Annotated in this window: 23 protein-coding genes and 1 pseudogene; 12 read left to right on the top strand and 12 right to left on the bottom strand. The window is 64.0% G+C overall.

Translation table 11 applies throughout. The features are described 5' to 3' along the window. Positions 1-12: 12 nt before the first annotated feature. The 7 genes from V3H18_RS10510 to V3H18_RS10480 all read left to right on the top strand — a co-directional run bounded on the left by V3H18_RS10510 (position 13) and on the right by V3H18_RS10480 (position 7,246). The gene (locus V3H18_RS10510; RefSeq protein WP_332081987.1) at positions 13-939 is read left to right on the top strand and encodes a FecR family protein; all 927 of its coding nucleotides are present in this window, start codon (positions 13-15) and stop codon (positions 937-939) included. 96 nt (positions 940-1,035) lie between these two features. Then, on the top strand, positions 1,036-3,240 hold the full coding sequence (locus V3H18_RS10505; protein ID WP_332081986.1) for a CHASE2 domain-containing protein: 2,205 nt from the start codon (positions 1,036-1,038) through the stop codon (positions 3,238-3,240). Positions 3,241-3,326: 86 nt separating this feature from the next. Further along, positions 3,327-4,013: an HD domain-containing protein gene (locus tag V3H18_RS10500; protein ID WP_332081985.1), complete on the top strand. Its 687-nt coding sequence runs from the start codon at positions 3,327-3,329 to the stop codon at positions 4,011-4,013. A gap of 244 nt (positions 4,014-4,257) precedes the next feature. After that, the gene (locus tag V3H18_RS10495; RefSeq protein ID WP_332081984.1) at positions 4,258-5,070 is read left to right on the top strand and encodes a hypothetical protein; all 813 of its coding nucleotides are present in this window, start codon (positions 4,258-4,260) and stop codon (positions 5,068-5,070) included. A 125-nt stretch (positions 5,071-5,195) separates the two neighbouring features. After that, positions 5,196-5,588, top strand: a complete 393-nt coding sequence (locus V3H18_RS10490) for a hypothetical protein (RefSeq protein WP_332081983.1) — start codon at positions 5,196-5,198, stop codon at positions 5,586-5,588. 195 nt (positions 5,589-5,783) lie between these two features. Continuing rightward, positions 5,784-6,281, top strand: a complete 498-nt coding sequence (gene gspG / locus V3H18_RS10485) for a type II secretion system major pseudopilin GspG (RefSeq protein WP_332081982.1) — start codon at positions 5,784-5,786, stop codon at positions 6,279-6,281. Next, positions 6,278-7,246 carry a type II secretion system minor pseudopilin gene (locus tag V3H18_RS10480; protein WP_332081981.1) on the top strand — a complete coding sequence of 323 codons (969 nt, stop codon included), beginning with the start codon at positions 6,278-6,280 and terminating at the stop codon, positions 7,244-7,246. The genes gspG and V3H18_RS10480 overlap by 4 nt, the downstream gene beginning before the upstream one ends. A gap of 3 nt (positions 7,247-7,249) precedes the next feature. Here V3H18_RS10480 and gspD read toward each other — a convergent pair whose 3' ends face one another. Next, positions 7,250-9,583: a type II secretion system secretin GspD gene (gene gspD / locus V3H18_RS10475; protein WP_332081980.1), complete on the bottom strand. Its 2,334-nt coding sequence runs from the start codon at positions 9,581-9,583 to the stop codon at positions 7,250-7,252. Positions 9,584-10,068: 485 nt separating this feature from the next. On the opposite strand from gspD, the gene V3H18_RS10470 reads away from it, so the two are divergent. Beyond that, positions 10,069-10,602: an A24 family peptidase gene (locus tag V3H18_RS10470; protein WP_332081979.1), complete on the top strand. Its 534-nt coding sequence runs from the start codon at positions 10,069-10,071 to the stop codon at positions 10,600-10,602. An 85-nt stretch (positions 10,603-10,687) separates the two neighbouring features. Here V3H18_RS10470 and V3H18_RS10465 read toward each other — a convergent pair whose 3' ends face one another. From V3H18_RS10465 to V3H18_RS10445, 5 genes are read right to left on the bottom strand one after another with little or no spacing between them, the layout of a single operon-like run. Beyond that, positions 10,688-11,290 (bottom strand): prepilin-type N-terminal cleavage/methylation domain-containing protein, encoded by a 603-nt coding sequence (locus tag V3H18_RS10465; protein ID WP_332081978.1) that lies wholly within the window; start codon positions 11,288-11,290, stop codon positions 10,688-10,690. Then, positions 11,287-11,694, bottom strand: a complete 408-nt coding sequence (locus tag V3H18_RS10460) for a prepilin-type N-terminal cleavage/methylation domain-containing protein (protein ID WP_332081976.1) — start codon at positions 11,692-11,694, stop codon at positions 11,287-11,289. Before V3H18_RS10460 ends, V3H18_RS10465 begins: the two co-directional genes overlap by 4 nt. Beyond that, positions 11,679-12,140 (bottom strand): GspH/FimT family pseudopilin, encoded by a 462-nt coding sequence (locus V3H18_RS10455; protein ID WP_332081975.1) that lies wholly within the window; start codon positions 12,138-12,140, stop codon positions 11,679-11,681. Before V3H18_RS10455 ends, V3H18_RS10460 begins: the two co-directional genes overlap by 16 nt. Then, positions 12,140-13,360, bottom strand: a complete 1,221-nt coding sequence (locus V3H18_RS10450) for a type II secretion system F family protein (RefSeq protein WP_332081974.1) — start codon at positions 13,358-13,360, stop codon at positions 12,140-12,142. The genes V3H18_RS10455 and V3H18_RS10450 overlap by 1 nt, the downstream gene beginning before the upstream one ends. 8 nt (positions 13,361-13,368) lie before the next feature. Further along, positions 13,369-15,126, bottom strand: coding sequence for a GspE/PulE family protein (locus tag V3H18_RS10445; protein ID WP_332081973.1), 1,758 nt, complete (start codon positions 15,124-15,126; stop codon positions 13,369-13,371). A 169-nt stretch (positions 15,127-15,295) separates the two neighbouring features. Here V3H18_RS10445 and V3H18_RS10440 point away from each other — a divergent pair, with 169 nt between their 5' ends. Then, positions 15,296-16,015 carry a DUF1190 domain-containing protein gene (locus V3H18_RS10440; RefSeq protein WP_332081972.1) on the top strand — a complete coding sequence of 240 codons (720 nt, stop codon included), beginning with the start codon at positions 15,296-15,298 and terminating at the stop codon, positions 16,013-16,015. Positions 16,016-16,122: 107 nt separating this feature from the next. On the opposite strand, the gene V3H18_RS10435 is transcribed toward V3H18_RS10440, so the two are convergent. The 3 genes and pseudogenes from V3H18_RS10435 to V3H18_RS16655 all read right to left on the bottom strand — a co-directional run. Further along, positions 16,123-18,495, bottom strand: coding sequence for a hypothetical protein (locus V3H18_RS10435; protein WP_332081971.1), 2,373 nt, complete (start codon positions 18,493-18,495; stop codon positions 16,123-16,125). A 132-nt stretch (positions 18,496-18,627) separates the two neighbouring features. Continuing rightward, positions 18,628-19,545 carry an outer membrane protein gene (locus V3H18_RS16660; protein ID WP_408631778.1) on the bottom strand — a complete coding sequence of 306 codons (918 nt, stop codon included), beginning with the start codon at positions 19,543-19,545 and terminating at the stop codon, positions 18,628-18,630. Positions 19,546-19,625: 80 nt separating this feature from the next. After that, a pseudogene (locus V3H18_RS16655) lies at positions 19,626-20,382 on the bottom strand (outer membrane protein); the annotation flags it as partial. A gap of 588 nt (positions 20,383-20,970) precedes the next feature. Here V3H18_RS16655 and V3H18_RS10425 point away from each other — a divergent pair. Genes V3H18_RS10425 through V3H18_RS10415 form a run of 3 tightly spaced genes read left to right on the top strand, consistent with a single transcriptional unit; the run spans position 20,971 to position 23,137 of the window. Further along, positions 20,971-21,951 (top strand): PilN domain-containing protein, encoded by a 981-nt coding sequence (locus tag V3H18_RS10425; RefSeq protein ID WP_332081969.1) that lies wholly within the window; start codon positions 20,971-20,973, stop codon positions 21,949-21,951. Further along, positions 21,948-22,538, top strand: a complete 591-nt coding sequence (gene gspM, locus V3H18_RS10420; protein ID WP_332081968.1) for a type II secretion system protein GspM — start codon at positions 21,948-21,950, stop codon at positions 22,536-22,538. The genes V3H18_RS10425 and gspM overlap by 4 nt, the downstream gene beginning before the upstream one ends. Before the next feature lie 32 nt (positions 22,539-22,570). Further along, positions 22,571-23,137, top strand: a complete 567-nt coding sequence (locus V3H18_RS10415; protein WP_332081967.1) for a hypothetical protein — start codon at positions 22,571-22,573, stop codon at positions 23,135-23,137. A gap of 25 nt (positions 23,138-23,162) precedes the next feature. On the opposite strand, the gene V3H18_RS10410 is transcribed toward V3H18_RS10415, so the two are convergent. From V3H18_RS10410 to V3H18_RS10400, 3 genes are all read right to left on the bottom strand, one after another. Beyond that, positions 23,163-24,632 carry a L,D-transpeptidase family protein gene (locus V3H18_RS10410; RefSeq protein ID WP_332081966.1) on the bottom strand — a complete coding sequence of 490 codons (1,470 nt, stop codon included), beginning with the start codon at positions 24,630-24,632 and terminating at the stop codon, positions 23,163-23,165. A 24-nt stretch (positions 24,633-24,656) separates the two neighbouring features. Further along, a complete protein-coding gene (locus V3H18_RS10405) occupies positions 24,657-24,989 on the bottom strand; it encodes a hypothetical protein (protein WP_332081965.1) in 333 nt (110 codons plus the stop codon). A gap of 293 nt (positions 24,990-25,282) precedes the next feature. Next, on the bottom strand, positions 25,283-25,681 hold a 399-nt coding region (locus V3H18_RS10400), incomplete at its 5' end, for a DUF2076 domain-containing protein (protein ID WP_332081964.1).

The raw sequence follows: 25,681 nt of genomic DNA, 5'->3' as shown, positions 1-25,681 counted from the left end.
CGGAGAAGGACCATGAAGAAGCTTCACGCCTTCGCCTCAGCCGCGATCCTTGCGCTCGTCGCGGCGCCCGCTTGCGCGGAAGTCGTCGGCAATGTCGGCGCGGTCAATCAAACGGCGCATGGCACGCCGCCCGGCGCGTCGAAGCGGTCGCTGTCGGTCGGGCTCGGCGTGCAGAAGCGCGAGCGCGTCGAAACCAGCCCCGAGGGCAGCGCGCAGATCGTCTTCAACGACACCTCTACAGTGACGATCGGCCGCAATAGCGCCGTGACGATCGACGATTTCCTCTATAGCGGCAGCGGCGGCCGCCAGGGCGTCTCGATGGCGAAGGGCGTGATGCGTTTCGTCGGCGGCGGCGTCAGCCACGACGCCGGCGCCAAGCTGCGCACGCCCACCGCCTCGATCGGGGTGCGCGGCGGCTCGGCCATGATTCAGATCGGCGGCCAATGCGGCACGCTCGTCGTGCATCAATATGGCGTCATCGACGTCGGCGGGCAGACGCTAACGCGCTCGGGCTACGGCGTTTGCGTGTCGAACGACGGTACCGCCTCGGATCCCTTCAAGGTGCCGCCCGCAACCATCGCGGCGATGCTGGCGTCGCTCGAAAGCGGAAAAAATCAGAAAGGCGGCGTGAAGACGCAGCCGACGAGCGAAGAGGCGCATCTGCGGCTTGGTAATATTCGTCCGCCGGATGTCGTGACGCCGCCCGGCCTCGATGCGCTCAACCCGTTCTGGGCGGGCAACAGCATCGTGCAGAGCCGCGCCAATGTGGCCAATCAGCCCAGTCCTTTGCCGCCGGCGACGCCGCAGCAACAGGGTGAGTATTGCCCGCCGTGGCAAGGCGGCGGCCACGGCCATCATGGCCACGGCGGCCATGGCGGCGAAGGCGGCGGCCACGGTTATCACGGTCATCATGGCGGCGGCGGCCAAGGCGGCGAATAAAGCGGGGGCGGTTGCGGCGGCGGCGATCCTGCGCGTGACGCCAGAACGCCGCAGGGGCGTTTCCTTGCGGCGGCTCCTGCATAGCGAGCGGGAAGAATGCTGAGACGGCGGCCCGCCTATCTTTTCGCGCTCGCCGCCGCCGCGGCTCTTATCCTCCCCTGGGGCGTCGCCCAGCCGCGCGCGCTCGACGATCTGCGCAATTTCATCTTCGACACCTTTCAGCGCCTCGCGCCGCGAGCCTATGATCCCGAGACGCCGGCGCGGGTCATCGGCGTCGATGAGGAAAGCCTCAAGGCTTACGGGCAATGGCCATGGCCGCGCGCGCGGCTGGCCCAATTGGTCGATCGTCTGCGCGACCTCGGCGCGGCGTCGATCGCCTTCGATTTCATTTTTGCCGAAGCGGATCGAAGCGGCGCCGAGCGTCTGATCGACGCGATTCCGGACGCGCGCGCCCGCGCCGAGATCGAAAAGCTCGTCGCCAGGGCGCCGAGCGGCGATCAGATCTTCGCACAGGCTTTGGACGAGGCCCCCGCGTCGCTCGGCGCGACGCTGACCGATGCGGTCGGCGCGCCGCTGCAGCCGAAAGCCGGCTTCGTGATCGCCGGCGACCATCCCGGGCCCTTTCTGGTTTCATTCGCCGGCGGGGTGGGTCCCGCGCCGCAGCTTCTCCAAGCGGCGCAAGGGCTCGGCGCGACGAATTGGCTGCCCGATCACGACCAGATCGTGCGCCGCGTGCCCCTTATCGTGCGGGTCGGCGACGCGATCATTCCGTCGCTGGCGCTCGAGGCCTTGCGGGTGGCGCAAGGCGAGCGCGCCATCGTCGTGCGCTCCTCGAACGCCAGCGGTCAGACGGCCTTTGGCAAGGAAACAGGCGTGAACGCCATCAAGGTCGGCGCCTTCGAGATCGCGACGGGCCCGAACGGCGAAGTGCGGCCGCGCTATTCGCGCACCGACGCCGCGCGCGATCTTTCCGTCAGGGCCGTGCTCGAAGGGCGCGTCCCGCGCGAGGAGATCGAGGGCCGCATCATTTTCGTCGGCGCGCTGGCGACGGGGCTTGGCGACGTGCGCGCGACGCCGCTGGAGCCGGTCGTCCCCGGCGTCGACGTGCATGCGCAGATCGTCGAGTCCATCGCTTCGGGGTCGCTGCTCGCGCGGCCGGACTGGGCGCCGGGACTGGAGTTCGTCGTCGCCCTCATCGCCCTGCTGCTCGTCATGGGATTGCTGCTCGTCGCGCCGCTGGCGCTCTCCGCCGCCGCCGCGCCGCTCGCCGTCGCGGCGCTCTTCGCGGGTTCGTTTTATCTCTTCGACCGTCACGGGCTGCTGCTCGACCCCGCCTATCCGAGCCTTGCGATTCTTTGCGGCTATCTCTTCGGCGCGGTGACGCTGTGGCGCGCCGAAACCGCGTCGCGCCGCCATGTGCGCCAGGCCTTCGGCAAATTCGTCGCGCCCGCCGTCGTCGATCGGCTCGCCGAGCATCCAGAGCGCCTGGTGCTGGGCGGCGAGACGCGGGAACTCACCGTACTGTTTTCCGACCTGCGCAATTTCTCCGGCATTTCGGAAGGGTTGAGCGCGCGCGAACTCACGCATTTCATGAACGATTATCTGACGCCCGTGACCGACGCCATTCTCGAACAGGAAGGCACGGTCGACAAATATATGGGCGATGCGGTGCTCGCCTTCTGGAACGCGCCGCTCGACATCGACGATCATCCGCGCAAGGCTGTCGCGGCGGCGCTGGCGATGCGCGAGGCGCTCGCGGCGCTCAATGCGCGCCGCGCCGAGGCGGAGCCGGGAAGCGAAGCGGCGGCGATGGGCCTTGGCCTGCATCTTGGCCCGTGTAGCGTCGGCAATATGGGGTCGATCCGCCGTTTCGACTATTCGATCCTGGGCGATACGGTGAATCTCGCCTCGCGCCTCGAAGGGGCGAGCAAGGCCTTTCAAACCGACATCGTCGTCTCCGGCGCCGTCCGCGCGGCGGCCCCCGATTTCGCCTGGCTCGATCTCGGGCGGGTCCGCGTCGTCGGCCGAAGCGAGGCGACGGCCGTCTTCGCCCTCGCCGGAGATGCGGAGACCGCGAAATCCCCGGCGTATGTGCGCTGGCGCACGGCCCACGACCTTATGCGGGGCGACTATGAAGCGGGCAGATTTGACGCCGCCGCGGCGCACGCGTCGACGCTGGCGGAGACGCTGCCCAGACCCTGGAGCGCGCTCTATGTCGTTTTGGGGGAACGATATTTGGCTCTGGCGCGGGAGGGGTTGCAAGAAGGTTGGTCTTCGGTATGGAATCTCGGGAGTAAGTGACGTTTCCGTCTTCGCGCGACCGCTTTCCTGCCGTGAATTCGCACGCGTTATTGGTTCCTCTCCAGCGCCAGGATCGCCGCTCGCGCATGATCTCAAATCCGATTCAGACCTATTGGGCGCAGCTCGCCGCGCATCACGACGTAGACGCTTTCGCGACGCTGGACGCCGCCTATCGCGAACCGCAGCGCAGTTACCACGACTGGAGCCATATCGCCGATCTTCTTGGCAAGCTCGATGAGCTGAAAACGCTCGCCGTGCGGCCGGACCTCCTTGCCGCGGCGATCTTCTGGCACGACGCCGTCTATGAGACGCAGGAAGACGACGGCGCGCTGCGTCCGGACGCCGAGAATGTGCGCGCCAGCGCCAAGCTTTTCGAGCGCCATTCAACATTCGCGAAGGCCGACGCCGACGCGGTCGGCGATCTCATCATGGCGACGGCGGGCCATCTCGATGCGCGCGCGATGACCGAGCATTATCCAGGCTTTACGGGCGATCTCGATCTCTTTCTGGATCTCGACCTGTCGTCGCTCGCGGCGCCGTGGTCCGTGTTCCAGGAGAATCTCGAAAAACTGCGTTTCGAATATTCCTGGGTGCCGGAGCCGCTCTTCTGTCTCGGCCGACTGCAGATGATCGAGACCTTCGCGGCGCGCGGCGAGGCGCTCTACCGGCGCGCGGAAACGCGAAAGCTCTGGTCCGAGGCGGCGCGCGACAATCTCGCGCACGCTCAGGACGAATTGCGCGAACAGGTCGCCCGTCTCGCCTCGTCGGCGTGATGGCTCTGGCCGTTGGCCAGAAGCGGAACCGCGGGGCGGCTGAGCGCGTTAAATACGATCATCCTGCGGGCGCTCGATTGCCTTTGAGCGCCAGGCGTCGAGAGGTCGACAGTTTTCCGGAGGGGTCATGGTCCGCAATATATTGATTGCAGGCGCCGCAGCCTGTCTCTTGCCCACGCATGTGTTGGCCGCTAACGCCGCTTGTCCAAACATTTCCGTTCCGGAGCTTCAAAACGCGCTCAGGGTGGCGATCAGCGAGACCGGCAATGGCGGCGGACTCGCGCTCGGCCTCAATGTTTGGGGGACGATCGTGGCTCCCGACGGCGTCGTTTGCGTCGTCGCCAATTCGAGCGGCGATCCGGTTCAGGGCCAGTGGCTCGCCGGCCGCGTTATGTCGGCGCAAAAGGCTTACACCGCCGCCACGCTCAGCCTCGGTCAGACGCAGAATTCAGGGTCGGGAACGCCTCTGGCTTACGGCAAGCTCGCCTTGTCGACCGCCAATCTTTATGCCGCCGTCAATCCCGGCGGCAGCCTTTATGGTCTGCAGCACAGCAACCCCATTGCAGCGGCCGGAGCCTATGGCGACAGAATCGGCTTTGGCGCTTACCAGAGCGGGTTCGGCGGCTTTAGCGGCGGCTCGAGCAACACCGGGAACCTCGTCTATACGGGTCCGATCAATACGGCGGCCTATGGCACGGGAGCCGATCCGATGATCGGCCAGGTCATCGGTGGCATCAATGTCTTCGGGGGCGGCCTTGGCCTTTATGCCGGGGGCGCCGTCAAGGTCGGCGGCGTCGGCGTCAGCGGCGACACCTCCTGCGCCGAGCACCTTATCGCCTGGCGCGTTCGCAAATATCTCAATCTTGATCATCTGAAGTCGATCGCCGGCGTCGGCGCGCCGCCAGACCGCCCCGATAACATCGTGTTCGACATCATCCCAAATCCAAACGGCGGCATGGGCGTCAGCCCGAGCGGGTTTGGCCATCCTTCCTGTCTCGGCGTCAGTAACGCCGCGGCGCAAGCCGTCGCCAACACGCTGCCCGCGGTCGCGCCCTAACGCGTCGACGAAAAGCGGCTGACGAAAGCCGGGCCGCCGGAAGCGCGCCGGCTTTCATTGCCTTGTCTTGTTTTTCATTTTAAAAAACGGTCATGACGCCTGCAAAAGGGCCTTCGCTCCAGCGTATGTTGGAGTCTCGCCTCACGACCGCGAGAGATAATGTTTTGCGCCTCTCGCTGAGCGGCGGCCTGGCCATCTGCGCCGCGCCCGCGCCCGCGCAGATCAGCGTGAGGCCGGAGGCGCTCACGCATTATTCCTATTGCATCAGTCAGGCGAAGGATCGCGCCAGCGTGTTTCTGTTGGATCGCGGCACGCTCTATCGTTGCCGCGACGACATCGCGGTTTCCTATTTCAACTATCTCGGCCGTCAAAAGGCGCCTGAAAGGCGCGTCGTCGAACCTGAAGGCGTCTTTATTTATCGAATGATCGCCGGGGTCGGCAAATGCTGGAACATGATCCAGGACCCCGCCGGCCTTCCGACGTCCGTCTATGGCTGCGACGTCTATGTCGAACTCTAGAGCGCGCTGCGTGGGATCCGGCTTTACGCCCAAAGCGCGCTCTAAACTTTTGGAATTGCGCGCGCCGCATTCGGGTGATTTCGCCCAAATGCGGCGTGATCCAGGACCCTTTATTGCGGCTTGAATCGGCCGCGCCTAAAGTGACCTTCGATCGGGCGCATCGCGCTCGAATTTCTGCACGAGACGGGGCATAGAATGCGCAGCGTCGCAAAGAGCATCGGCCATGATTTTCCAAAAGCGGCCTGCGTCGCGCGACGCAGGCGCGTCTTTCGCGCGCAGCGCCGACGCGCGGGCTTCACGCTTGTCGAAATGCTCGTCGTGCTCGCCATCATCAGTTCGATCGTCGGGCTCGTCGGACCGCGCGTATTGAATTACCTGTCGGAGTCGAAAGTGAAGACCGCCCAGATTCAAATGGAGAATCTCGCGAGCGCGCTCGATCTCTTCTATCTCGACGCCGGGCGCTACCCTTCGACCGAGGAAGGCTTGACCGCGCTGGTGCAACGGCCTGCGGGGGTCTCCTCCTGGAGCGGGCCTTATCTCAAAACGGCGAGCGTGCCCAAGGACCCGTGGGGACACGCCTATCTTTATCGCGCGCCCGGGCAGACCAGCCCCTATGACATCGGCTCGCTCGGTCCCGAAGGCCGCGAAGGCGGCTCGGCGTCGATCGCGCGCGGTCCCGCTCAGGGGAAATGACGGACGCGCCGGGCCTCGCAGAGACGCGAAGAAAAAGGAAACGCGCGGGTTTCGCGCTTCTTGCCGTTATCTGGGGCGTTGGCGTCATTTCGCTCCTCGTCCTCTCCTTCATGAAGACGGGCCGTCTGCGCTTGCAGACGGCGCATAATATCGCGAGCGCGACGCAAGCGAATTATATCGCCGACGGGGTCATCAATCTCGCGATGCTGACCCTGGTCGCCGAAAAGAACGCGAACGTCGCCCCGCCGCGGAACGCGCCCGCCTATGCCGGCGCGCCGCATTATTGCGTCTATGAAGGGGCGGCGATCGCGGTCGCCATCGAAGATGAGGCCGGCAAGGTCGATCTCAACGCCGCTTCGCCTGAATTGCTGGAGATGACCTTGGCCGGTCTGGGCGTCGAAGCCCGCGCCGCGAAGTCTCTCGCTCAGGCTATTGTCGCGTTTCGTACGCCGGCGGCCCTCCTCGGCAAGCAGGATCGGCCGCCTCCTTCGGACAAGCCCTTCGCGCCCAAGCAGGCGCCCTTCGAGACGGTCCTCGAACTCGATCAGGTGGACGGCGTCAATCCGGCGCTGTTTCGCGATCTGACGCCCTTCGTGACAACGCATTCGCGCAACGCGGGCGTCGATGCGCGGGCGAGTCCGCCCGCGCTATTCGCCGCTCTTGCGGGTTTTCGGCTCGCCGACGTGCAGGCTTTACGCGCCGTCCCTTATCCCAATGCTCTCGATCGCGACGATCGTCGTTTTCCGGCGCAGTTCAATCAGCAAGGCGGCCAGAGCGCCTTCCTCATCCATGTCGAGGCGCTGCTTGCGACGGGCCAGACTGCCGCCAAGGACGCGATCCTGGACCTGTCGCCTACGAGCGGCAAGCCGTTCGCGATCAAGGAAATGCGCCGCGGGCAATCGAAATATGTCGATCGGCTTCGCGAGATGATCGCGACAAACGGGGCAGGCGTTCCGGCTTGCTGACCCTCACCGGGATTCGCGATCCGCGCGCCAGGGGCTGTGAGACCAGGGATCGAGCAGGGTCCGCCGGGTCGATTGCTCGATATCATGCGGCCGGCCGATCGCCCGCGTCGAAATGTCGAGCAGCTTGCGCTTGAATTCCTCGGTGATCTCTCGCCCCTCATTCAGCGAGCGCACGACATGCGGCGTAATCATGATGACAAGTTCGGTCTTGTCGACGGCGTCGCCCTTGTCCTTGAACAGATTGCCGACGACCGGCACGTCGCCGACGACGGGCAATTGCGAGGCGGCGCGGCCGCGCTGATCCTTGACGAGGCCGCCGAGCATCAGCGATTCCGCGTCGTTGATGACCACTTGAGTCTTAACTCGGCGCTGCTGAATGGTCGGCGTGGTGCTTCCCGGCGGCGTGTTGGGATCGACGTTCGAGACTTCCTGTTCGAGTTCGAGCATCACGCGGCCGCTCTCGCTGATATGGGGCGTGATCTTCAAAATGACGCCCGTATTGGTGTAGTTCACCGAGTTGAACGTATTGCCGATGGCGGACACGCTGGTGAGCGTTTGCACCGGGATCTGATCGCCGACCTGTAGCATCGCTTCGCGGTTGTCGAGCACGGTCAGCGACGGCGTCGAAATGACGTTCACCTCGGTGATCGCATTCAGCGCGTTCAGCGTCACCTGCTGGTTGAGCGCGCGGAACGCGTATGCGAAGCCGGGGAAATTCGCCGCGACATTGGTCCCGAGAAGATTCTGGCCGAGTATCGTATTCGCCGCTGGCCCTGTCTGGTTGCCGGTCGTGCTGAAGCCAAAAAGATTGGAATGGTTTTGCATGAACCAGCGGACGCCGAAGCGCAGTGTGTCGTTGAGCTTCACTTCGGCGATGGTCGCCTCGAGGAACACCTGGTTGGGAAGGACGTCGAGCGTTTCGATCACTTGCTGGATGCGTCGATAGTCCTCGGGCGTCGCCATGACGACGAGTGCGTTCTTGGCCGGATCGACGCCGACCTTATAGCGGTCATTGTCGAGCGAAACCGCCGGCGTGGGAGCCGCGGCCGACGAGGATTGCGGTCCCCCGGGCACGCTGAAGCCGCTGGGGCCGCCGGTGCCGGTTCCCGACCCCAAAGGGCCGCCGCTGCTCGACGACCCGCCCAAACCGCCGCTTCCAAGGCCGCCGCCGCTCCCTAATCCGCCTGAGCCCAAACCGCCGGCGCTTCCGGACCCGGCGCCGCCGCTCGCGGACAGGGCGCCGAGCGGGCTTGTCGAGGACTGCCCGCCTCCCATCGAGTTGTCGCCGGAGGACAGCGCCGCCGTTCCGAAGCGAGGCGATACGCCCGAATCCTGCTGGCCCTTGGCGCCGAAGAGGGAGGTCAGCACGACCATGAGTTCTTGCGCGGGACGGTTCTGGACGCGGTAGGTAAAAAATTGTTTCTCGCTGTGCTCGGCGCGCGCGTCGAGCTTTTGAATCCAGGAGCGCGCGCGGGCGAGATATTCGGGTTGCGAGGAAATGACGAGAATGGACGAAAGCCGCTTATTGCCGATGAAGCGGATCATGCCGCTCATCGGTCCTTCCTTTTCCGAGCCGAAGACGTTTCTCAAGTCCTCCGCCAGCATGTCGGCGTCGCCGCTGCGCACGGGCACGAGCGCGAAGGACATGCCGCGCATCGTATCGACGTCGAACATGCTGATGGCGTCTTGAAGCGTCGCGATGTCCTGCGCCGAGCCGCTGAGGGTTAGCGTCTGGCGCGCGTCGTCGGCGCGCACGATGGTTCCTCGCGCGGCGATCGGCTCCAGCACCCGTTTCATGTCCGCAGCGGATACGTAGTGAAGCTGCACGACGCGCGCCAAATCGCCGAGCGGCTGCGATGTCGGGGAGACGGGGTCGCCGGTGATCATTTCGCCTGAGGTGGCCGCCTGATCGGCGGGAACCACCTTGAAGATGCCGCCGGATTTGACCACAGCGGCGCCAGAGACGCGCAAGGCCGACTGGAAGAGATCGAGCGCCACGCTTCTACGCACCGGATTGGCGGTATGGACCGTCACCTTGCCATCGAGCTTGGGGTCGACGACGAAATCGGCGCCGAGAATGTCGCCGATAACGATTTTCGTCGCCTGGGATATCGGGAGGTTGACGAGATTGAGGGTGACGCCATCCTCACCCGCAGGTTCGGGCGAATTCGCGCGGTTGCTGACGGAGCCGATGAACTTCCCCGTTCCGGGCGAGACGATCGTGCGGCCGGAGGGCGATCGCGACAGCGACACCGCATTGGGGCCGCCGCCGCCGGAGCCTCGCGGAGCGCGCTGAACGGGTTCGACATTCCATTCCGCGATCGGCGGTCCGCCCATTGTCGAAGATTCGCATCCCGCGACGCTGGCGGCGGCGGCCAGAGCAGACACTCGAAGGAAAAGACGCAAATCGACACAACCCGCGTTTGACTTCGGCGCGAACCAAGCCTCGGTCCGATTTAACACTTTCGCAAAGGCTTCGTCACGACAGGCGATCGCCGCCCGAGGTCTCCTTGTTGAGTACTTTGATTTATCGCGATAGGCAAGGAAACGGGCCGGTCACGCCGAGCCAAACGCGAGGCGCCCGAAGGCTTGGTCGATATGACTCGCGAAACAGGCGCCGATTGACGAATAAGCGGCTGATATGACGAGAGATTAAATTATTTCGCGCTGACGGAAGGATCGCGTTGCGAAGCGAGGTCGGAACAAGTTCAAATTTGGCCGCGCGCAGCGGCTTTTTGAGCCTGTCTCCTCATTGCGCGCGTCGGCGTCGCGCGCTCGCCCCCTTGGCTTGGGAGGCCCTATGCGCGCGGGGCGAGGGAATTGTGCTTACGCCCGCAATATGGGCGGCGTTTCTCGCGCTCTTTCGCCTTTTCGCCGAACTTGGCGAGTTGCGGCTTTTTGTCTTACCCAGCCTTGCGCTCTTTACGGCCCTTTGCCTCGTCTCGCTCTTTGACGCGCGCTATTTCGTCATCCCGGACGGCCCCGTCGTGTTTCTGGCCTTAACCGGCGCAGCGACGATCCTGGCGAGCGCGCCGGAGGAGGCCGTAAACCGGTTCGCGGCGGCGGCGACGGGCTTCGCGGCGCTGCGCCTCTTCGGGCGCGGCTATGAGGCGTTGCGCGGAACGCCCGGCGTCGGAGAGGGCGACGCCAAGCTTTTTGGCGCGGCCGGCCTGTGGCTCGGATTCGCCGGCTTGCCGAGCTGCCTGATTTACGCGGCGCTGTCGGCGCTTATCGCCGCCGCGCTCGCAGCCTCGCGAGGATTGCTGCGAAACCCGCGCGAGCCGATCGCTTTTGGGCCTCATCTCGCCTTGGGGCTTTGGCTCGCCTGGGCGGTCGGGCCGTTGGAAATGGGCTGAGACAGGCCGATCGATAAGATTTTACTTAAAATCAATAAGGTGGAGCTAGCTCTCCCCGAAAAAGTCCACCAACTTTTTTGCGCTTCTATTGGGGTAGGGCGACGGTCGTCACGGCCTCGATCACCCGGCCGAGACGATAGGCGCCGATCCTGATCGAAACCAGTCGGGGAAGATTCGCGTCGTTCCAGTTCGGGCTCCAGCCGGGACTGTTCGCTTCCTGCGACAATCCGAAAAAAGCGAGTTCGAAGGAGGCGAGGTCCTTCAACAGCACGGTTTTTTGCATCCCGTTTCGTTTGAGCTCCACGGCCTCAAGAGGCCGGTAGACGCGCGTCCAGACGGCGAGGTCCGTCCCGTCGCCGCCAATCTCGACGACGAGGAGGCCGCCCCATTGCGCGCCGCCCTCGCTCAGCGCGATGAAGCGGCATCCCTCCCGGCTTCCTTGAAAAACCATCTGCGTCGGCGCCCCCATCCGCGTATCGGGCGCCGCCGCAAAACTGTGGGCGAGGAGGCGGGCGACGCCGCGCGCGGCGGTTTCGACCTCATCGAGCGCTTCACTCGCATGGCTCGTCTCCCATGCGCGGCGGCCGAGGCCGATGCCGCCCATGATCGAGCCGACGATCAGCGCCATCAGGCTGACGGCGAGCAATAATTCGAGAAGGGTGAAGCCGTTGGCCGCGGGCCGTTTCATTGCTTCGGCCTCATCGGCGGCGCGATCTTGAACGTCGAAAGGGTCGTCGTTTCGCCATAGCCCGTAGGGCGCTCTATGACGAGCCGCGCGTGAAAGCTCGTCGCGATGGGCTCTCCGGTCGGTCCGTCGATGTTTTTGCCCGGGACGACGAAGAGCTTCCAGCGCTGTCCGTCCGGGTAGCGGCCGGTCGTCGCGCCGAAAGGCGCTGGTCCCTCAACGCCGAGCATGTCGAGATGCGAAGCGCCCTGACGCGTGGCGCGCAGCAGAAAATCGGCGCGCGCCTCGTTGCGGGCGCCGCCGCTGACTCCCAAGAGAAGCTGCGAGAGAGCGAGCGCGAGGATGGCGAAGGCGGCCAGCGCCTCGATCAGCGTGAATCCTTCTCTCGATTTCAGCCGAGCGCGCATGTCGCTTCGCCGGTCAGCCAGTTGACGCCGATGGTCGCGCGCGCCTGCGGCGTCACCAGCGTCACGTCGCCTCCTGTCGACGTCCCGTCGGCGAAAAAAGTGATCGCGCCGAGGCGGTCGGTCAATTGCTGCGTATGCGCGATCTCAAGGAAAATCTGTGCGTCCGCCGGCAGTTTCCCCTCTCCGCCGACGGGGGAGGAATAGCTCTTGCGATCGAGGTCGAAAAGGACCGCCGACTCGGCGTTGGTCGCGATGGCGCGGGCGCGGGTCGCGCGCAGACTCGCGCATAGGGAGCGCGTAGCGCTTTCGAGCCGCAGTCGGCCGGACGGCGGCCGCAGCAATTGCGTCGCCATGCCCGCAAAGAGCGCCATAAGCGCGAGAACGACGAGCGATTCGAGCAGGGTGAAGCCCGCGCCGCGCCGCGAGAGGCGACGAAGTCGCGCCATTACTTCACCGCGAGCTCGTTGACGCCGAGCACCGCGTCCATCACCGTCATGATCAATCCGCCGACGACGGCGGCGATCAATATCGTGAGCGTCGGCGTGAGCAAGCCCATGGCGCGCTCGATGGCGCGCTGTCCTTGCCGCTCGAACATGGTTGCGATGCGCAGCAACATATCGTCGAGCTGGCCCGTCTCCTCGCCGATCGAGATCATCTGCGGCGCCACAGGCGGAATATAGGGAACGCCGCCCAGCGCCGCGCTGAGATGGGCGCCGCCGCGCACCGCCTCTATGACGCCGGCGAGCTCATGGTTGAAAAAAGCGTTGACGACGGCCGCGCGCGCGCTTTCCAACCCCTGCAGCAGCGGCACGCCCGCCTTGAGCATGGAGCCGAGCGTGCGCGCGAAACGCGCCGTCGAGAATTGCGCGAGCAAAGACCCGACCACGGGAATGCGCAGATAAAAACGAGCGATCGCGATTCGCCAGGACAAACGCGTCTGCGCCATCTTGCGAAGGAGCAGCAGCGCGCCAATCAGGATGGCGATGCAGAGGCCGATCGTCCCGGCATTGTCTTCGAGGTTGAGGATGAATTGCAGACCGGCCGGCATCTCCTTGCCATTGTCGACGAAAATCGGCGCGATGCTCGGGACGAGCGAGCCGAGCACGACGCCGGTCGAAATGACGGCGAGCGTGATGAGCAGCGCCGGATAGACAAGCGCGCTCTGGATTCGCGCGCGCAATTCGAGTTCGCGCTCCAGCATGTCGGCGAGATCGTTCAATGCGGTCCCGACCTTGCCGACCGTTTCGCCCTCGCGCACGACATTGACATATTCGGAACTGAAGATGTCCGGCCGGCGCGACAGGGCGTCGGAGAGCGACGCGCCATCGACGATGCGCGCGAGCATCTCCTGCACGAGGTCGCGCAGCGCGGGACTAGCGCTTTGCGCCGAGAGAATGCGCAGGCTCTGGTCGAGCGGCACGTCGGCGACCTCCAGGGTCGCGAATTCGCGGGTGAAGGAGGCGATCTGGGCGGCGCTCGGTTTACGCCGCTTGAAGGAGAGCCTGGCGAACAGGCCCTGCGCCGCCGCGCCGGCCGCGCGCGTTTCGAAGGGCGTAAGGCCGCGCCGAAACAGGGTCTCCTCGGCCTCGTCGCTCGATTTCGCCTCGATCTCTCCTTCGAGTAGATCACCCGCGGCGCTATAGGCGCGATATTTGAATGTCGGCATCGGCGTCATTAATCCATGCGCGTGACGCGGGCGACTTCCTCTACGCTGGTCTCGCCGCGCCAGGCCTTGGCCATGCCGCATTGATACATCGTCGTCATGCCGTTTTCGCGCGCCGCGGCCTCCAAGTTCGCATCGGGCGCGTTCTCGCAGACGAGACGCTGCATGCGCTCGTTCATGATGAGGAGCTCCGCGATCGTCGAGCGCCCCGAATAGCCGAGATTGCGGCAATGCGGGCAGCCTTTGGGCGACGACAGGCGCTCGGGTTCGGCGGCGAAGGCTTCCGCCGCGAGTTGCGCGCGCCAGCGGTCGCGCGTTTCCAGCGGCGCAGCGCAATGCGGGCATAGCCGGCGCACAAGCCGCTGCGCCAGAACAGCTTTCACGGTGGAGGCGATGAGGTAATTTTCGACGCCCATGTCGATGAGGCGCGTGATCGAGGCGGCCGCGCTGTTCGTATGGAGCGTCGAGAAGACGAGATGGCCCGTAAGCGAGGCCTGTATGGCGATGCGCGCCGTTTCCGCGTCGCGAATCTCGCCGATCATGATGATGTCAGGGTCTTGGCGGAGAATCGCGCGCAGCGTATTGGGAAAATCGAGCCCGATGGCAGGCTGCACCTGCACCTGATTGACGCCGGCGAGTTGATATTCGATGGGGTCCTCGACGGTGAACACTTTCACGTCCGGCATCGTCAGTTCTTTTAGCGCCGTATAAAGCGTCGTGGTCTTGCCGCTGCCGGTCGGGCCCGTCACGAGGACGATGCCGTTGGGATTGCGCATGGCCTGGCGCAGTTGCGCCGTGGTTCGCGGCTCGAAGCCCAGCCTGTCGAAGTCGAGCGCGACCTGGCTGCGGTCGAGAATGCGCAGCACGATGCTTTCGCCATGCGCGGTGGGCAGCGTCGAAACGCGAAAGTCGATGTCGACGCCGCGTATCGCAAGCTTGATGCGTCCGTCCTGCGGCAGTCGGCGTTCGGCGATGTCGAGACGGGCCATGATCTTGATGCGCGAGGCGATGGCGGCCTTGAGGCCCGGCGGCAGCGTTTCCGCGTTGCGCAAGGCTCCGTCGATCCGATAGCGCACCTGTACGGCCTCCAGCGAAGGCTCGATGTGAATGTCGGAGGCGCGCGCCTCGATCGCGTCGGCGACGATCTGATTGACGCGGCGCACCACCGGCGCCTCATTGGCGATGTCGCGAAGGCGCTGCAGGTCGAATTCGCTCGCCTCATGCGCCCGCTGGTCGTTGTCGACGATGGACACGCCATCCTGGCGCCCGCCGTAAAGCGTCGACCACGCCTTCTGGAATTGCGCCGGCGTCGCGAGCCGAAGCTCGATCTCGAGGCCTGTCGCATAGGCGAGGGCGTCGACCGGTTCGAGATCGAGCGGATCCGTCACCGCGAGAGTCAGCCGGCCTCCTTGCGCCCCGAGCGGAAGAAGGCCGTTGGCGCGGATGAATTTTTCCGGGATGACGTCGCTGAGCGGAGGCTCCAGCGGCAGATCGCCCGCTTCGAACGGCGGAATGCGCAGAAATTTGCCGAGATGCGCCCAAAGGTCGGCCTCCGGCACGAGACCGAGCTTGGTGAGAACGCGGTCGAACCGCTCGCCGCTTTGGCGCGCGGCGCGCTGCGAGCGCTGCAGGGCGAGTTCGTCTATCGCCTTTTCCCTCAGCAGGAACTCGCTGAACGCCTCGGCAAAATGCGGACTGTTCGCCTCGACGCGACGCGGCCCCGAGCCGCCGTCCGTGTCCTGCTCGACATGCCGGGGCAGCGTTTCCATGATCGACCTTTCGCTCAAAGACTCAGGCCAGCGCATCTTTTCGCCAGACTAGCGACGCCCTCACAATACGCGCTTCGCTCGATAAGCGCATGTCCATGGAGTCGATCCGCCCCGCGCGGGCGCCGACGGCTTGGACGCGGGAAAGACATATTTAAGGATAAGTTTACGCATGTTAGGGTTCCTGTCGAGCGCCTCGTCGATGTCGAATATCCCTGCGTATCCAATCTTTTGTCGCCAGCGGACAGCCGCCTTTTGTCTTGCGTCCGCTGTCTCGATAGCCTCTCTCCTCTCCCTTTTCGACGCCGAGGCGGCCTCCGCAGCGCCAGCAGGCAAGGCCTATTTTTTCGCCTCTCGCGAGGCCTGCGTCGCTTCGCAAGCCTTCACCAGACAAGAATGCGCCGCCGCCTTCGCGAATGCGCGCGAGCAACTCCTCGACCTTGCGCCGCGCTTTTCGTCGGGCGCCGAGTGCCGGCTGCGCTTCCAGCTTTGCGAAATCAGCGGCGCGGGGCCGCTGGAGGAGGAGGCGATGGCCTATGCGGAGACGGAAGAGCCGGTCGCCTATACGCCTGTCGCGCTCGGCGTGGAGATGGCGGTGACGATGAACGGCGTGGAGGCCGCGCCAACGCTTGCGATTGAAACAAGAGAGAAGCTTTTTCCAAGATTTCCCGTGTCGCAAACCTATGAGGGACGGGAGGCGGCGGAACGCTATGGCGCGATTTTGCCCGCCGATCGCTTCCAACCCTTTCCGAGGCGCAAACCCTTGGACGTAAGGCAGATTTTCCGCCCCTTCGCCCTTGGCGCCCTCGACGAGGCGAGAGGGAGGCCGGCGTCGCAGGAAACGCCGCAGGAGCGGCGCGAGCGATTGAAAAACGCCCCCTTCGTCGAATAGCTCGGCCCAAAAAAAATTGGCCGGCGGTTGGGGCGCCTCGCCTCGACCGCCGGCCTTTTCATTTGGACTGTCGGCAAGTCGCCTTTTAGGGCGGCTTGCCGACGGCCTCACGGAGGATTGCCGATCGGAACCGGCGTGCTGATCGTGTATTGGGGCGGCGTGTTTCCTACGCTTGCCTTCGCCACTTCGTTGATCTGGGCGCACCAAGCGGCCGTGTCGGGAGGACTTACCGAACAGTCAAGAACATTCGGGTCGAACACGACAGGCGCCTGTGGGGTAAAGTTCGGCCACACATGAATTGGGAACGCCGGCGGGGTTATGTCATATTTTTTGATCTTGAATCTGTAGATTTTGCCCTTCTCGTCCTCGGCGGAGATCACGCAGCCTTGCGGCTGCTGAGGCAGCAAGCGTGCGTCAAGCCCTATCCCGTCCGGGTTGGCTTTATTCACGAACTCCCAGTCCGGATCAGACTTGCAGATTCCGAACTTCTTCCACCGGACGATGGGCGGTTGCGGGGGATCTTTCAAGCCCCCAAATGTTACAGTGAAAAGGTACCATTGCGCGGGGAGCGGAGGCTTAGGCGGAATCTTGTTTTGATTCGGCAAGCCATTGCCTCCGCCGATGGTAAAGACAAGGCCATCCCCAGGAAAATGTTGGAAGCTCTGGAGATCGTCGATTGAATAGGCGTAAGCCGACGCGTCGAGAAAATTTGGCTGAGGGCCGTGGATGAATTCAACATATTTGTTGAACTGCCGTCCCTCGACCGGCTTTAAGACAGGATTATTGGCGAAGTTCATGAAGTCATATTGAATCTCTTGATAGTTTATTACTACGTAACCGCCAAGCGTCGGGGGATTCTCAACTGGCGGCAGGTCCGGCACCTGAGCCGTCCCGCAGTTCGGCCCCACCCGGAAGGGCACCCAGCCGTGCACGAATTGCAAATAGGCTTCCAGCGACGGAAGCTGACGGCTTCTGGCTGTGCGCCGCGGCAGTAGATAGGGCGTAGCCGCCGGCGTGCATTTCGACAAATATAGACTGTAATTGATGTCGAACGTCGCCCAAAGGCCATTGTACCAGCCGATAAGGGGGCACAGCGCGGCATTAGGCTTTTCCGCGCAATTCTCCCAGTTCACCAAGACATTGCGGAAAGTGAGGGGCAATGTCCTCCAGCTTTCGGGAGGCGTGAAACTATAGGGAGTCGGGAGCGGAACGATTTCAGGCAAGGTTTTGCCTTGGTCGATAAACATGCCCGGAGAGGCATAGAAGGCCAGGGCGGCGAATGTCGACGGCACCCTAATGCCGGCGTTCGGATATTTTCTCGGACTGTTCAGATTTTTGGGGTCTTGCTGGGGGTTATTGTAAATAGGCCATTTCAGCAAGCTCGGGTCGTATTGCTTGGTCTGTTGGTTTACCGGGGGATTTCCGTTCGCGTCCGTGCCGGCGAAATTCTGCATCGCCTTGCGGAAGTCCGTCACATTCAGCGTCGTCCCCATATAACCCGCGTCGGCCGGGCCGTTGATCGGCGCCATGGCGATGGGCAGATACACCTGATCGACATTCGACACATTATAGTTCACGCCCAGGTTCACAAGCTGGCCGAGGCCGGCTCCCGATGGCTTATCGACGGAAGCTAAAGTATATTCATTGAGCTGATAGGGGATGTGCTTGCCAAGCGAGTTGTCGATCGTTTTGGCCGGATTTCCCCCAACATTTACCGGACCCGCCCGATAGGCCGCCAACTCCGTCGCGACGCAGACGTTGGTGAATTGATCGGTTGGCCGTTTGGGGGTGCAGGTGGGTTGAGGCCCGTCGCTCAAATAAGCGAGTTTGATGTCGGAATTCGCGACTCGGCTCTTAACGATGTCGAGGCTGGCCTGAAAGCTCTCGTTCAGAGCGGTCTGGTCGTCCAGGATATATATTCTTCCCGCATTCCACCAATCGACGAATTCGTCGAGGTTCACATTCTTGTCTCGATTGATATGCGCCCACCACGGGATGAGCACCGACACGGTCGCTCCTGGGGCGACGCCGGTCGTCGGGTTGACATATAAATAATAGTCGCTCCGCACCGGAAAGCAGAGCGCGGGCCATGTCTTTTTCTTCTGTGGGCTGGGCGAGCCCGTCACCCAGGAGGTATACTCAAGCGCCCTCTGCAGCCAGGGATCTCCCAGTTGAGGATTTGTCCCCGTGCCGTCGCAGGGTCCTCCCCATTTGTCGCCGTTAAGCGGCTTGCTGAGCGCCGGCTGGACAATGATGGAGGCTTGAATGACGACCCAGATTTTCTTGTTGGTGTTGTTGACGACGCGGATTTCCTTGAAACACGCCGCCTCCGGGCTGCCGCCTTCGCATTTTGGCGGGAGAATGCCTGCCGCTTCCGCTTTGTCGATCGCGGAGGCGGTCATCAGAAACGCCGCGCCTATCAGGGTCGCATAGAAAAAGAGGAGTGTGCGTCCTGCGCTTTTTTTTGTTTGGCCGTTCATATGACTAGCCTCCCATTTTTATTCGTCGAGTTCGAGACGCCGCGCTTGACGCGCGGCGGAACATTGTCCGGCCTCTCACTGCGGCCATTTTCTCATTCGCCCGCGGTTTCTGCGGTCTAGCCTCTCGGCTTCCTAGAATTTCGCTACGACTGGGGCCTCTCCCCAGCTGAAGTGATAGTTGACGCCGGCGCGCGCGATGACGCCGTCATATCTCACCCGCGTCGTCGGGCTGTTGGCGAAGAGGAGCGCGCCCGCGAAGCCGCCGCCATTGGTGCCGTCGGGGTCCCTGGCGCCCACCGGACTCGAAGCGAAGGTCGCCGAGCCGAGGTCGTAATAGAGCGCCTCCGCCTTCAGCGTCCAATTGGGGGTGAACGCCCATTCCAGGCCGCCGCCGGCCGTCCAGCCAACCCGGATGTCGGAATAGCGGCCGGCGCCGCCGAGGGTCGGATAGATCGTCGTCAGATTATCGTCGACGAAACCCAGTGAGTGAATGGCGGTGGCGCGCACCCCGCCATAGGCCAAGCCGCCCGTTCCATAGGCAAGCAGGGTCGGCATAACGAGATAGCCCAGGCGGCCGCGCGCCGTGCCGATCCAGTCGACGCTTGCGACGACCACATTCGCGCCGATGGCCGTATCATTGGCGGCGAAGAGATCAGGCCCGAACTGCGCAAAGCCGACGCTGCCCGCAGATCCGCGGATCGCCGAGCCCTGGATGTCGGTCTCGAAGCCCGCGACGATGGCGGGAGTCCATCGATAGTTGAAACCGATCTGTCCGCCGCCGACATAACCGGACTGATTGACGCTCGTGACGCCGGAATTGGCCAGGGCGGTGAAGCCCACGGGCGTTCCCCACGCCGTTGCGATATTGTCGAGAATAGGGGCGGCGCCGGTCGTGACGTTCGTCGTCGCGCCCCAGCCGTAGCCGGCGTTGAGGCCGGCGTAAAAGTCGGTCCACGTCGGCGGCGGGGCAGGCGGGGCGGCGGGCGCCTCGGCTCCCCAATTCAGATGATAGTTGAGGCCGGCGCGCGCGATGACGCCGTCAAATCGCACCCGCGTCGTCGGGATGTTGGCGAAAATTATGTTGCTGCCATTGGAGAACAGGGCGCCGACCGGACTCGATGCGAAGCTTGCGGCCCCGAGATCGTAATAGAGGGCCTCGGCTTTCATGCTCCAATTCGGCGCGAACATCCATTCCAGGCCGCCGCCGGCCGTCCAGCCGACCCTGATGTCGGAATAGCGGCCGACGCCGCCAAAGGTCGGATGGACGGTCGGGACGTTGTCAGTAAAGCCGAGCGAGTGAGTGGAGATCGCGCGGGCGCCGCCATAGGCGAGGCCGCCCGTTCCATAAGCGAGCAGGGTTGGCGTGACGAGATAGCCCAGTCGTCCGCGAACCGTGCCGAGCCAGTCGACGCCCGCGATCACGGTGCTCGAGCCCATGGCCGCTTCGGTGAAGCCCGAAAGGTCGGGTCCGAACTGCGCAAACCCGCCGTGGCCGCCCCTTCCGCCGATGGCGGAACCCTGAATGTCAGCCTCAAGGCCGGCGACGAAGGCAGGGCCCCATTGATAGTTATAGCCAATCTGTCCGCCGCCGATGAAGCCGGACTGATTGACGTTCGAAACGCCCGCGTGGGCGGCTGCGGCGAAACCCAGGGGCGTTCCCCAGGCGGGGTCGTTCGCGATGTTGTCGATAAGGGGGAGAGCCTCCGTTGTGGCGCCGCTCGTCGTTCCCCAGCCATAGCCGGCGTTGAGGCCGGCATAAAAGCCGGTCCACAGCGGCGGCGGGGGGACATAGACGGGAGGGGCCTTGCGCGAAGGCAAATCTGCGGCCGCGGCCGGACCGCCGATGAGGGCCGCCATCAACAAGGTCACGCGAAATTTTACGCTCATGAGTCGGCCCTCTTGCTATCCAAGCCGGAAGAAGTGTTCGTCGGCCGAATGTTGTGATTTTCTCCCGTTATGATCAACGCCGCTCTGTCTATTTGCCGCCACATTTGCCTCTTTTTCCGCCGCAGTGGCAAAAGGGATACAGTCGCGGCTTCGCTGCCTGATCGGACGCAGCCACGACTCAGCTTATAAAAAAAGCCACATTCTAGCAACAAAACGCGGAGCGCCCGGGCTAAAGAAATCTTCTTCGTCACCCGCCAAAAGATCGCCTGAAGCGTTGCGCGCGATAAGACGACAAGCCTTCTCGCTCTGGATCGAATGAGGGCCCGATAAGGCCCAACTTATTGTCAGACAGGGCCCCTCCGGCTATCGTTCGGCGTTCTCTTTCATCGGCGCCAGGCTCCGCGCCCGGCGTTTCGACGGCGCGCCGGGGGTCAACTCTGCTTGTCAAATGAGTTCTGGACGCGAGATGTGCTCGAAGGCTCGCTGAAGCCTGCGGCGAGCCGTTTTCTCTCCTGGCACCGGAGAGAATTTTTTTCTCTTTTTGCGCCCGCGACCGTCGCTTGGCTCACGGACCGCGATAGTCGGCAATTGATTCTGAGCGCCGGGGGCTCCGATCTTTGGTGCGTCGATGGCCGCGGCGCGCGGCTCTGGCGTCTTTCCGCCGACGAAATCGCGGCCTCTTCTCTTGAAGAGGCCCTGGCGCGGCGCGGCGTTGCGCTCAACGCCACGAGGATCGGGCTTGAGATCGAGGCGAGCGCCTTTTTCGTGCGCCGGTTCGACATACCCGCGGCCGCGTCGGGCACTCTTTCGAAATTGCTGCCCATCGACATCGAGCGCAAGACTCCGTTTCGATTGGAGGATGTCGTCTATGGCCACACGATCGCGAGACATCTTTCCGCGCCCGACAAATTGAGCGTCAGCCTGTGGATATTGCGCCGCGATTTCATCGCCGGCGCGATCGAGAACGCGGGGATCGCTCTCTCCGATATTTCCTTCATCCGCCCCTTCGGATTGCGCGAGGCTGAAGAAGCGCCCGTGATCCAGCTCGCCGGTCCGCAGCCGGCGTCGGACAGATTTCGCAACGCCGCGATCGGACTTTGCGCCGCGACGGTTTTTTTGGCGGCGATCGGCGTCGGCGCGACGCTTTGGCGCCAATCCGCCTTGATTGCGGAGCTCGACTCGAAAATCGAGGAAATGTCCTCGCGCGCGGCGCGCGTGCGCCGGGCTGTAGACCTCGCCTCTTCGGAAAGCCGGCTTCTCTCCGTGCTCCGCGAAACGCGACGCGGCAGTCCTCGGTTCGCCGACCTTTGGGAAGAGGCGGCGCGAATTCTTCCCGATGGCGCCTTTGCGACCACTTTGGCGCTCAGTGAGCCCAAGCCGAATGAAAAGGCGCTCGAAATCGACGGCTTTGCGGACTCGGCCGTTGGTCTGCCGGCGCTTTTCAATAAGTCGCCGCTTTTCACGGAGGCGGGATTGACCGCGCCGATCACGCCAGACCAGTTCGAGAAGCGCGAAAGATTTTCGCTGCAAGCGAAGATCAAAGAGCAGAAGCGGACGGCGTCCCGATGAATTGGAAGGTCCTTCGACGCCTTCCCGTCGTTCGGCGGGGAATTTTCGTAAGCGTCAATCTATTCGCCCTTGTGATTTTCTATCTCCTTTTCATCGAGCCCGTACGGCGCATCGTCGCCGAAGGCGCCGATGCCGTCGCCGAGCGTCGGCAAACGCTTGCGCGCTACGAGGCGGTCGTTTCGCATGAGGAACAGATCCAGGATTACGCGCGGCAGGTGGCCGATATCAATGCGGGCGGCGAACTCATCGAAGGAGACAGCGAGGGAGTCATCAACGCCAATTTGCAAGCCCGCCTCAAATCAATCGCGGAAGCCTCGCGGGTTATTGTGAAATCCATCCAGATGCTGCCGGAAAAGGAATTCCGCGGCGTGACGCTTGTCGGCGCGCGGATCCAGGCCGCCGGAAATTACGAAAGCGTCCACGAGCTGGCGCGCGCGATCGAAGGCGAGCCGCCCCTGTTGATTATCACGGCGGCCGTCCTGCGAATGCTGGACCCCCTTTGGGGCGGGGGGCCCAATCAAATGGAACAGAACATCGACGTTGAGTTCGACGTATTTGGCGGCGCGCCGCAAAAGGGTCGCCGATGACGCCGCCCGATATGCAAAGGCGCGTCGCGGACATGTTCACTCACGCCGCGCGGCTCGCCGCGCCCATGAAGCAGGCGCGACTCTCGCCCTTGTCCGCGATGATCCTGGCTTCTCTTCTCGCCACGACTTTGATTGCGGGATTATTCGCCATCTCCGCGATTTTCGGATCGAATGGTTGGGACGCGGAGGTCGCGGCGCCCGACTGGAAGCCGCCGACGTTGGCGATTGGCGAGCTCGATCCTCCCAAGCCCGCGAGCGCGGATGTCGAAACGCTGTCGCGGCCGATTTTTTCGAGGAGCCGCCGTCCGTCGCCCAGGGCCTCCAAGTCTCAGTCCGAAGCCGACCTCTCTCCCAACGCCATTACGCCGGGCGGATTGACGGTGAGCGCCATCGTCAAGAACAAGGAGATGCATCAGGCCTATGTCGTTTCCCTGGATACGCCGGAAGGAGCTTGGAGGAAGGTCGGCGACACGGTCGATTCATGGACGATCTCTCGGATCGATCGCCGAGAGGTTATCTTGAGGAGCGGCGAACAGACGACGAGCATAAAGCTCTATCCCGATCCGCCGCCGGCCGGCGACGCGGCGAGCCGCCCTTGAAGGCCGCGCGATCGCCTCGCTCTTCTTATAAGGCGAGAGCCGCGCGGACTTTCGCCGAATAGCCATAGACGTCGTCGTAAAGCTTCAACGCGCCATTGGCGTCGACGACCGCCGTGAAATATTCGATATGCACCGGCATCGGCTGGCTCAAATTGATGCGCCGCTCGGCGGGGCCCACCATGCCGCGCAGGCGCTTCTCGCCATAATCCGCGCCGAGCACGGTTTCCGCGAGTTTGAAGGGCTGATCGACGCGCACGCAGCCATGGCTATAGGCGCGCTTGGCGTTGGCGAAGAAACTCTTCGACGGCGTATCGTGCATATAGACCGCGAAATCGTTCGGGAAGACGAATTTCACGCGGCCCAGCGCATTCTTGTCGCCGGGCGGCTGACGCACGCTGGCGCGCCCGTCGCGATAGGACACCTGATAGCCGCGCCCCGCGAGATAGGAGAGATCGCCGCCGCCCTTGGGCGCCATCTCCTTGTTGATGATCGATTGCGGCACGCTCCAGGACGGATTGATCGCGACGAATTGCATTTCGTCCGAGAAAATTGGCGTCGGCGTCGCAGTCTTGCCGACGACGACGCGGGTTTCGTGCGAGAGCTTGCCGTCGCGCGTCAGCATGAGTTCGAATTGCGGAATATTGACTTCGACGCGGGTGTCGCCGAGTTCGCGCGGGATCCAACGCCAGCGCTCCATATTGGCGACGATCTCCGCTTCGACGCGCTTCGATTCGCCTTCGGACAGAGTCGCGAAATTCGCGCGCGGCGTCGCGTCGGACGTCTGGGCGGCGGCGGCCACGCGGCCCGCATTGGCGCGCGCGGCGCGCAGCTCTGCGAGCTTGTCGCGCAACGCGACATAGCCCGCATGCGGCGGATTGAAAGCGGCGAGACGCGCCCCGGCGTCCCCAGCCGCGCCGATCACGGCGTCAAGCGCTTGCACGGGCGTCGCCGGCGCGGGACGCGCGCCGATGAGGCGGGAAATCTTCGCGGGATCGACGCGCGCGCCGCCGGCCTGCGCCGCATAATCGGCGATCGCTTCGGAAAGCGCGAGGTCCGCCGCGACGCTCCATCGCGTTTCCTTATCCGGCGCTTCGACGCGAAGCCCGTCGCGCGCCGACTCATGCAAGGTTTGCAAAGCGCTTTTCGCGGCGGGCGAGAAATCGGCGCCCTCGCGCCAGAGCGGCGCATAATCGTGCTGAGCGTAATAGGCGGCGATGTCCATGCGCCGCGCCCGGCCCTCAGCGCGGGTCTCCTTATTCGTCCATTCCCGCACAGCCGCTTCGACGGCGCGGCGCGCGTCGATCGAAATCGGCGCTTCCGCCTGGGGCCACTCGGCCGTCTCCCCCATCAGCGTCGGCGCGGCGCGAAGCCCCGTCAGGCTCGGCGTCGCTGGCGCTTCCTGGCCCGCGCCCCAAGGTTCGGCGACGGCGGAGGCGGCGAGCATGGCGGCGGCGATGGCGAGCGGCGCGGCTTGCAGGGAAACGCGGCGGAACATTGAATTCTCCCTTGGAAACGCCGCTTACAGGGCGTCGCCGCAGACGAAGCGGGTGGTCTTGCCGCGCACGCCATAACCCTCGTCGGCGTCGACGCTCACGCTGCGGCAATTCGCGTCGGACTGCGCGATGGCGGTCTTTTCCTGCCAGTCGATCGGCAGGATGAAGGGGTTCACGGAAGAAACGCGCGCCGCGATCTGGGGCGCGGGCGCCTCCTGGGTCTTGACGAGAAACGCCTTGCCGGCGGTGAAGCTCGCGGCGGCGACGAGAAGCGCGAAGGCGATCTTCATCGCGAGGTCGACGCGCACTGGGCGCGAAGCGAGGCCGCTCTTGATCATGCTGTTGGCGATGCGGTTCATGGCGCGTTCCCCCCAAAATCTTCGAGCCCCTGGCTCGCTGCGTCCGCTCCCTCGGCGGACAATCGCAACCTACTGAGCGCGCGAGAGAGTCGCGGTGCGCTGGCGCACATGCGGCGGCGGGCGCAAAAAAATTCCCGGCCCTGCGGGCCGGGAGCTGCGATTTGCTATGCCTTTGTGGGTTAGAGCGCGCTGCGAAAAAGTGGAAACGGTTTTTTCGCGTAAAGCGCGCTCGAAACTTTTGGAGTCGATCAAGTTATCTGCATTCGGGCGATGACGCCCAAATGCAGCGTGATCTATACGTCGAAGCCGCCGTCGCCGCCGCTGTCGAAGCCGCCGTCGTCGTCGAAGCTGGCGTCGCCGCCGTAGTCGGCGTCCTGGAAGCCGGCGTTGTCGCCAAATCCGGCGTCATAACCGGCGTCCTGGGTTCCGCCCTGGTCGCCGTAATAATTATTGATGATCGTATCGCCCGCCGGCGCGAAGCCGGAGCCGATGCCGAGATTGCTCATGCCGCCATAGCCGCCATGGCTGAACAGGCTGCGGATGCCGTCGGCGAGCAGCACGCCGCCCGCGACGCCCGCAGCGGTGCCGAGCGCGCCCTTCAAAAAGCTCCCGCCGGCCGGTTCAGCCTGCGGATAGGCCGGAGGCGGCGGCGCGTAAGAAGGCTGCTGGCCGCCCCAAGGGCCCCCGGGCCG

Origin of the sequence: Methylocystis borbori, assembly GCF_036576025.1 — a bacterium.
Taxonomy (GTDB): domain Bacteria; phylum Pseudomonadota; class Alphaproteobacteria; order Rhizobiales; family Beijerinckiaceae; genus Methylocystis; species Methylocystis borbori.
This window is presented reverse-complemented; position numbering and strand designations above follow the sequence as displayed.

Excerpts from the sequence above, each read along its gene's own strand:
- V3H18_RS10405 (WP_332081965.1), bottom strand. The coding sequence starts at position 24,989 with ATGAACCGCATCGCCAACAGCATGATCAAGAGCGGCCTCGCTTCGCGC.
- V3H18_RS10460 (WP_332081976.1), bottom strand. The coding sequence starts at position 11,694 with ATGCGCGCTCGGCTGAAATCGAGAGAAGGATTCACGCTGATCGAGGCG.
- V3H18_RS10510 (WP_332081987.1), top strand. The coding sequence starts at position 13 with ATGAAGAAGCTTCACGCCTTCGCCTCAGCCGCGATCCTTGCGCTCGTC.
- V3H18_RS10455 (WP_332081975.1), bottom strand. The coding sequence starts at position 12,140 with ATGGCGCGACTTCGTCGCCTCTCGCGGCGCGGCGCGGGCTTCACCCTG.
- V3H18_RS10415 (WP_332081967.1), top strand. The coding sequence starts at position 22,571 with ATGTTCACTCACGCCGCGCGGCTCGCCGCGCCCATGAAGCAGGCGCGA.
- V3H18_RS10435 (WP_332081971.1), bottom strand. The coding sequence starts at position 18,495 with ATGAACGGCCAAACAAAAAAAAGCGCAGGACGCACACTCCTCTTTTTC.
- V3H18_RS10445 (WP_332081973.1), bottom strand. The coding sequence starts at position 15,126 with ATGGAAACGCTGCCCCGGCATGTCGAGCAGGACACGGACGGCGGCTCG.
- gspD (WP_332081980.1), bottom strand. The coding sequence starts at position 9,583 with ATGGGCGGACCGCCGATCGCGGAATGGAATGTCGAACCCGTTCAGCGC.
- V3H18_RS10465 (WP_332081978.1), bottom strand. The coding sequence starts at position 11,290 with ATGAAACGGCCCGCGGCCAACGGCTTCACCCTTCTCGAATTATTGCTC.
- gspG (WP_332081982.1), top strand. The coding sequence starts at position 5,784 with ATGCGCAGCGTCGCAAAGAGCATCGGCCATGATTTTCCAAAAGCGGCC.
- V3H18_RS10480 (WP_332081981.1), top strand. The coding sequence starts at position 6,278 with ATGACGGACGCGCCGGGCCTCGCAGAGACGCGAAGAAAAAGGAAACGC.
- V3H18_RS10505 (WP_332081986.1), top strand. The coding sequence starts at position 1,036 with ATGCTGAGACGGCGGCCCGCCTATCTTTTCGCGCTCGCCGCCGCCGCG.
- V3H18_RS10410 (WP_332081966.1), bottom strand. The coding sequence starts at position 24,632 with ATGTTCCGCCGCGTTTCCCTGCAAGCCGCGCCGCTCGCCATCGCCGCC.
- V3H18_RS10450 (WP_332081974.1), bottom strand. The coding sequence starts at position 13,360 with ATGCCGACATTCAAATATCGCGCCTATAGCGCCGCGGGTGATCTACTC.
- V3H18_RS10490 (WP_332081983.1), top strand. The coding sequence starts at position 5,196 with ATGTTGGAGTCTCGCCTCACGACCGCGAGAGATAATGTTTTGCGCCTC.
- V3H18_RS10440 (WP_332081972.1), top strand. The coding sequence starts at position 15,296 with ATGTTAGGGTTCCTGTCGAGCGCCTCGTCGATGTCGAATATCCCTGCG.
- V3H18_RS10500 (WP_332081985.1), top strand. The coding sequence starts at position 3,327 with ATGATCTCAAATCCGATTCAGACCTATTGGGCGCAGCTCGCCGCGCAT.
- gspM (WP_332081968.1), top strand. The coding sequence starts at position 21,948 with ATGAATTGGAAGGTCCTTCGACGCCTTCCCGTCGTTCGGCGGGGAATT.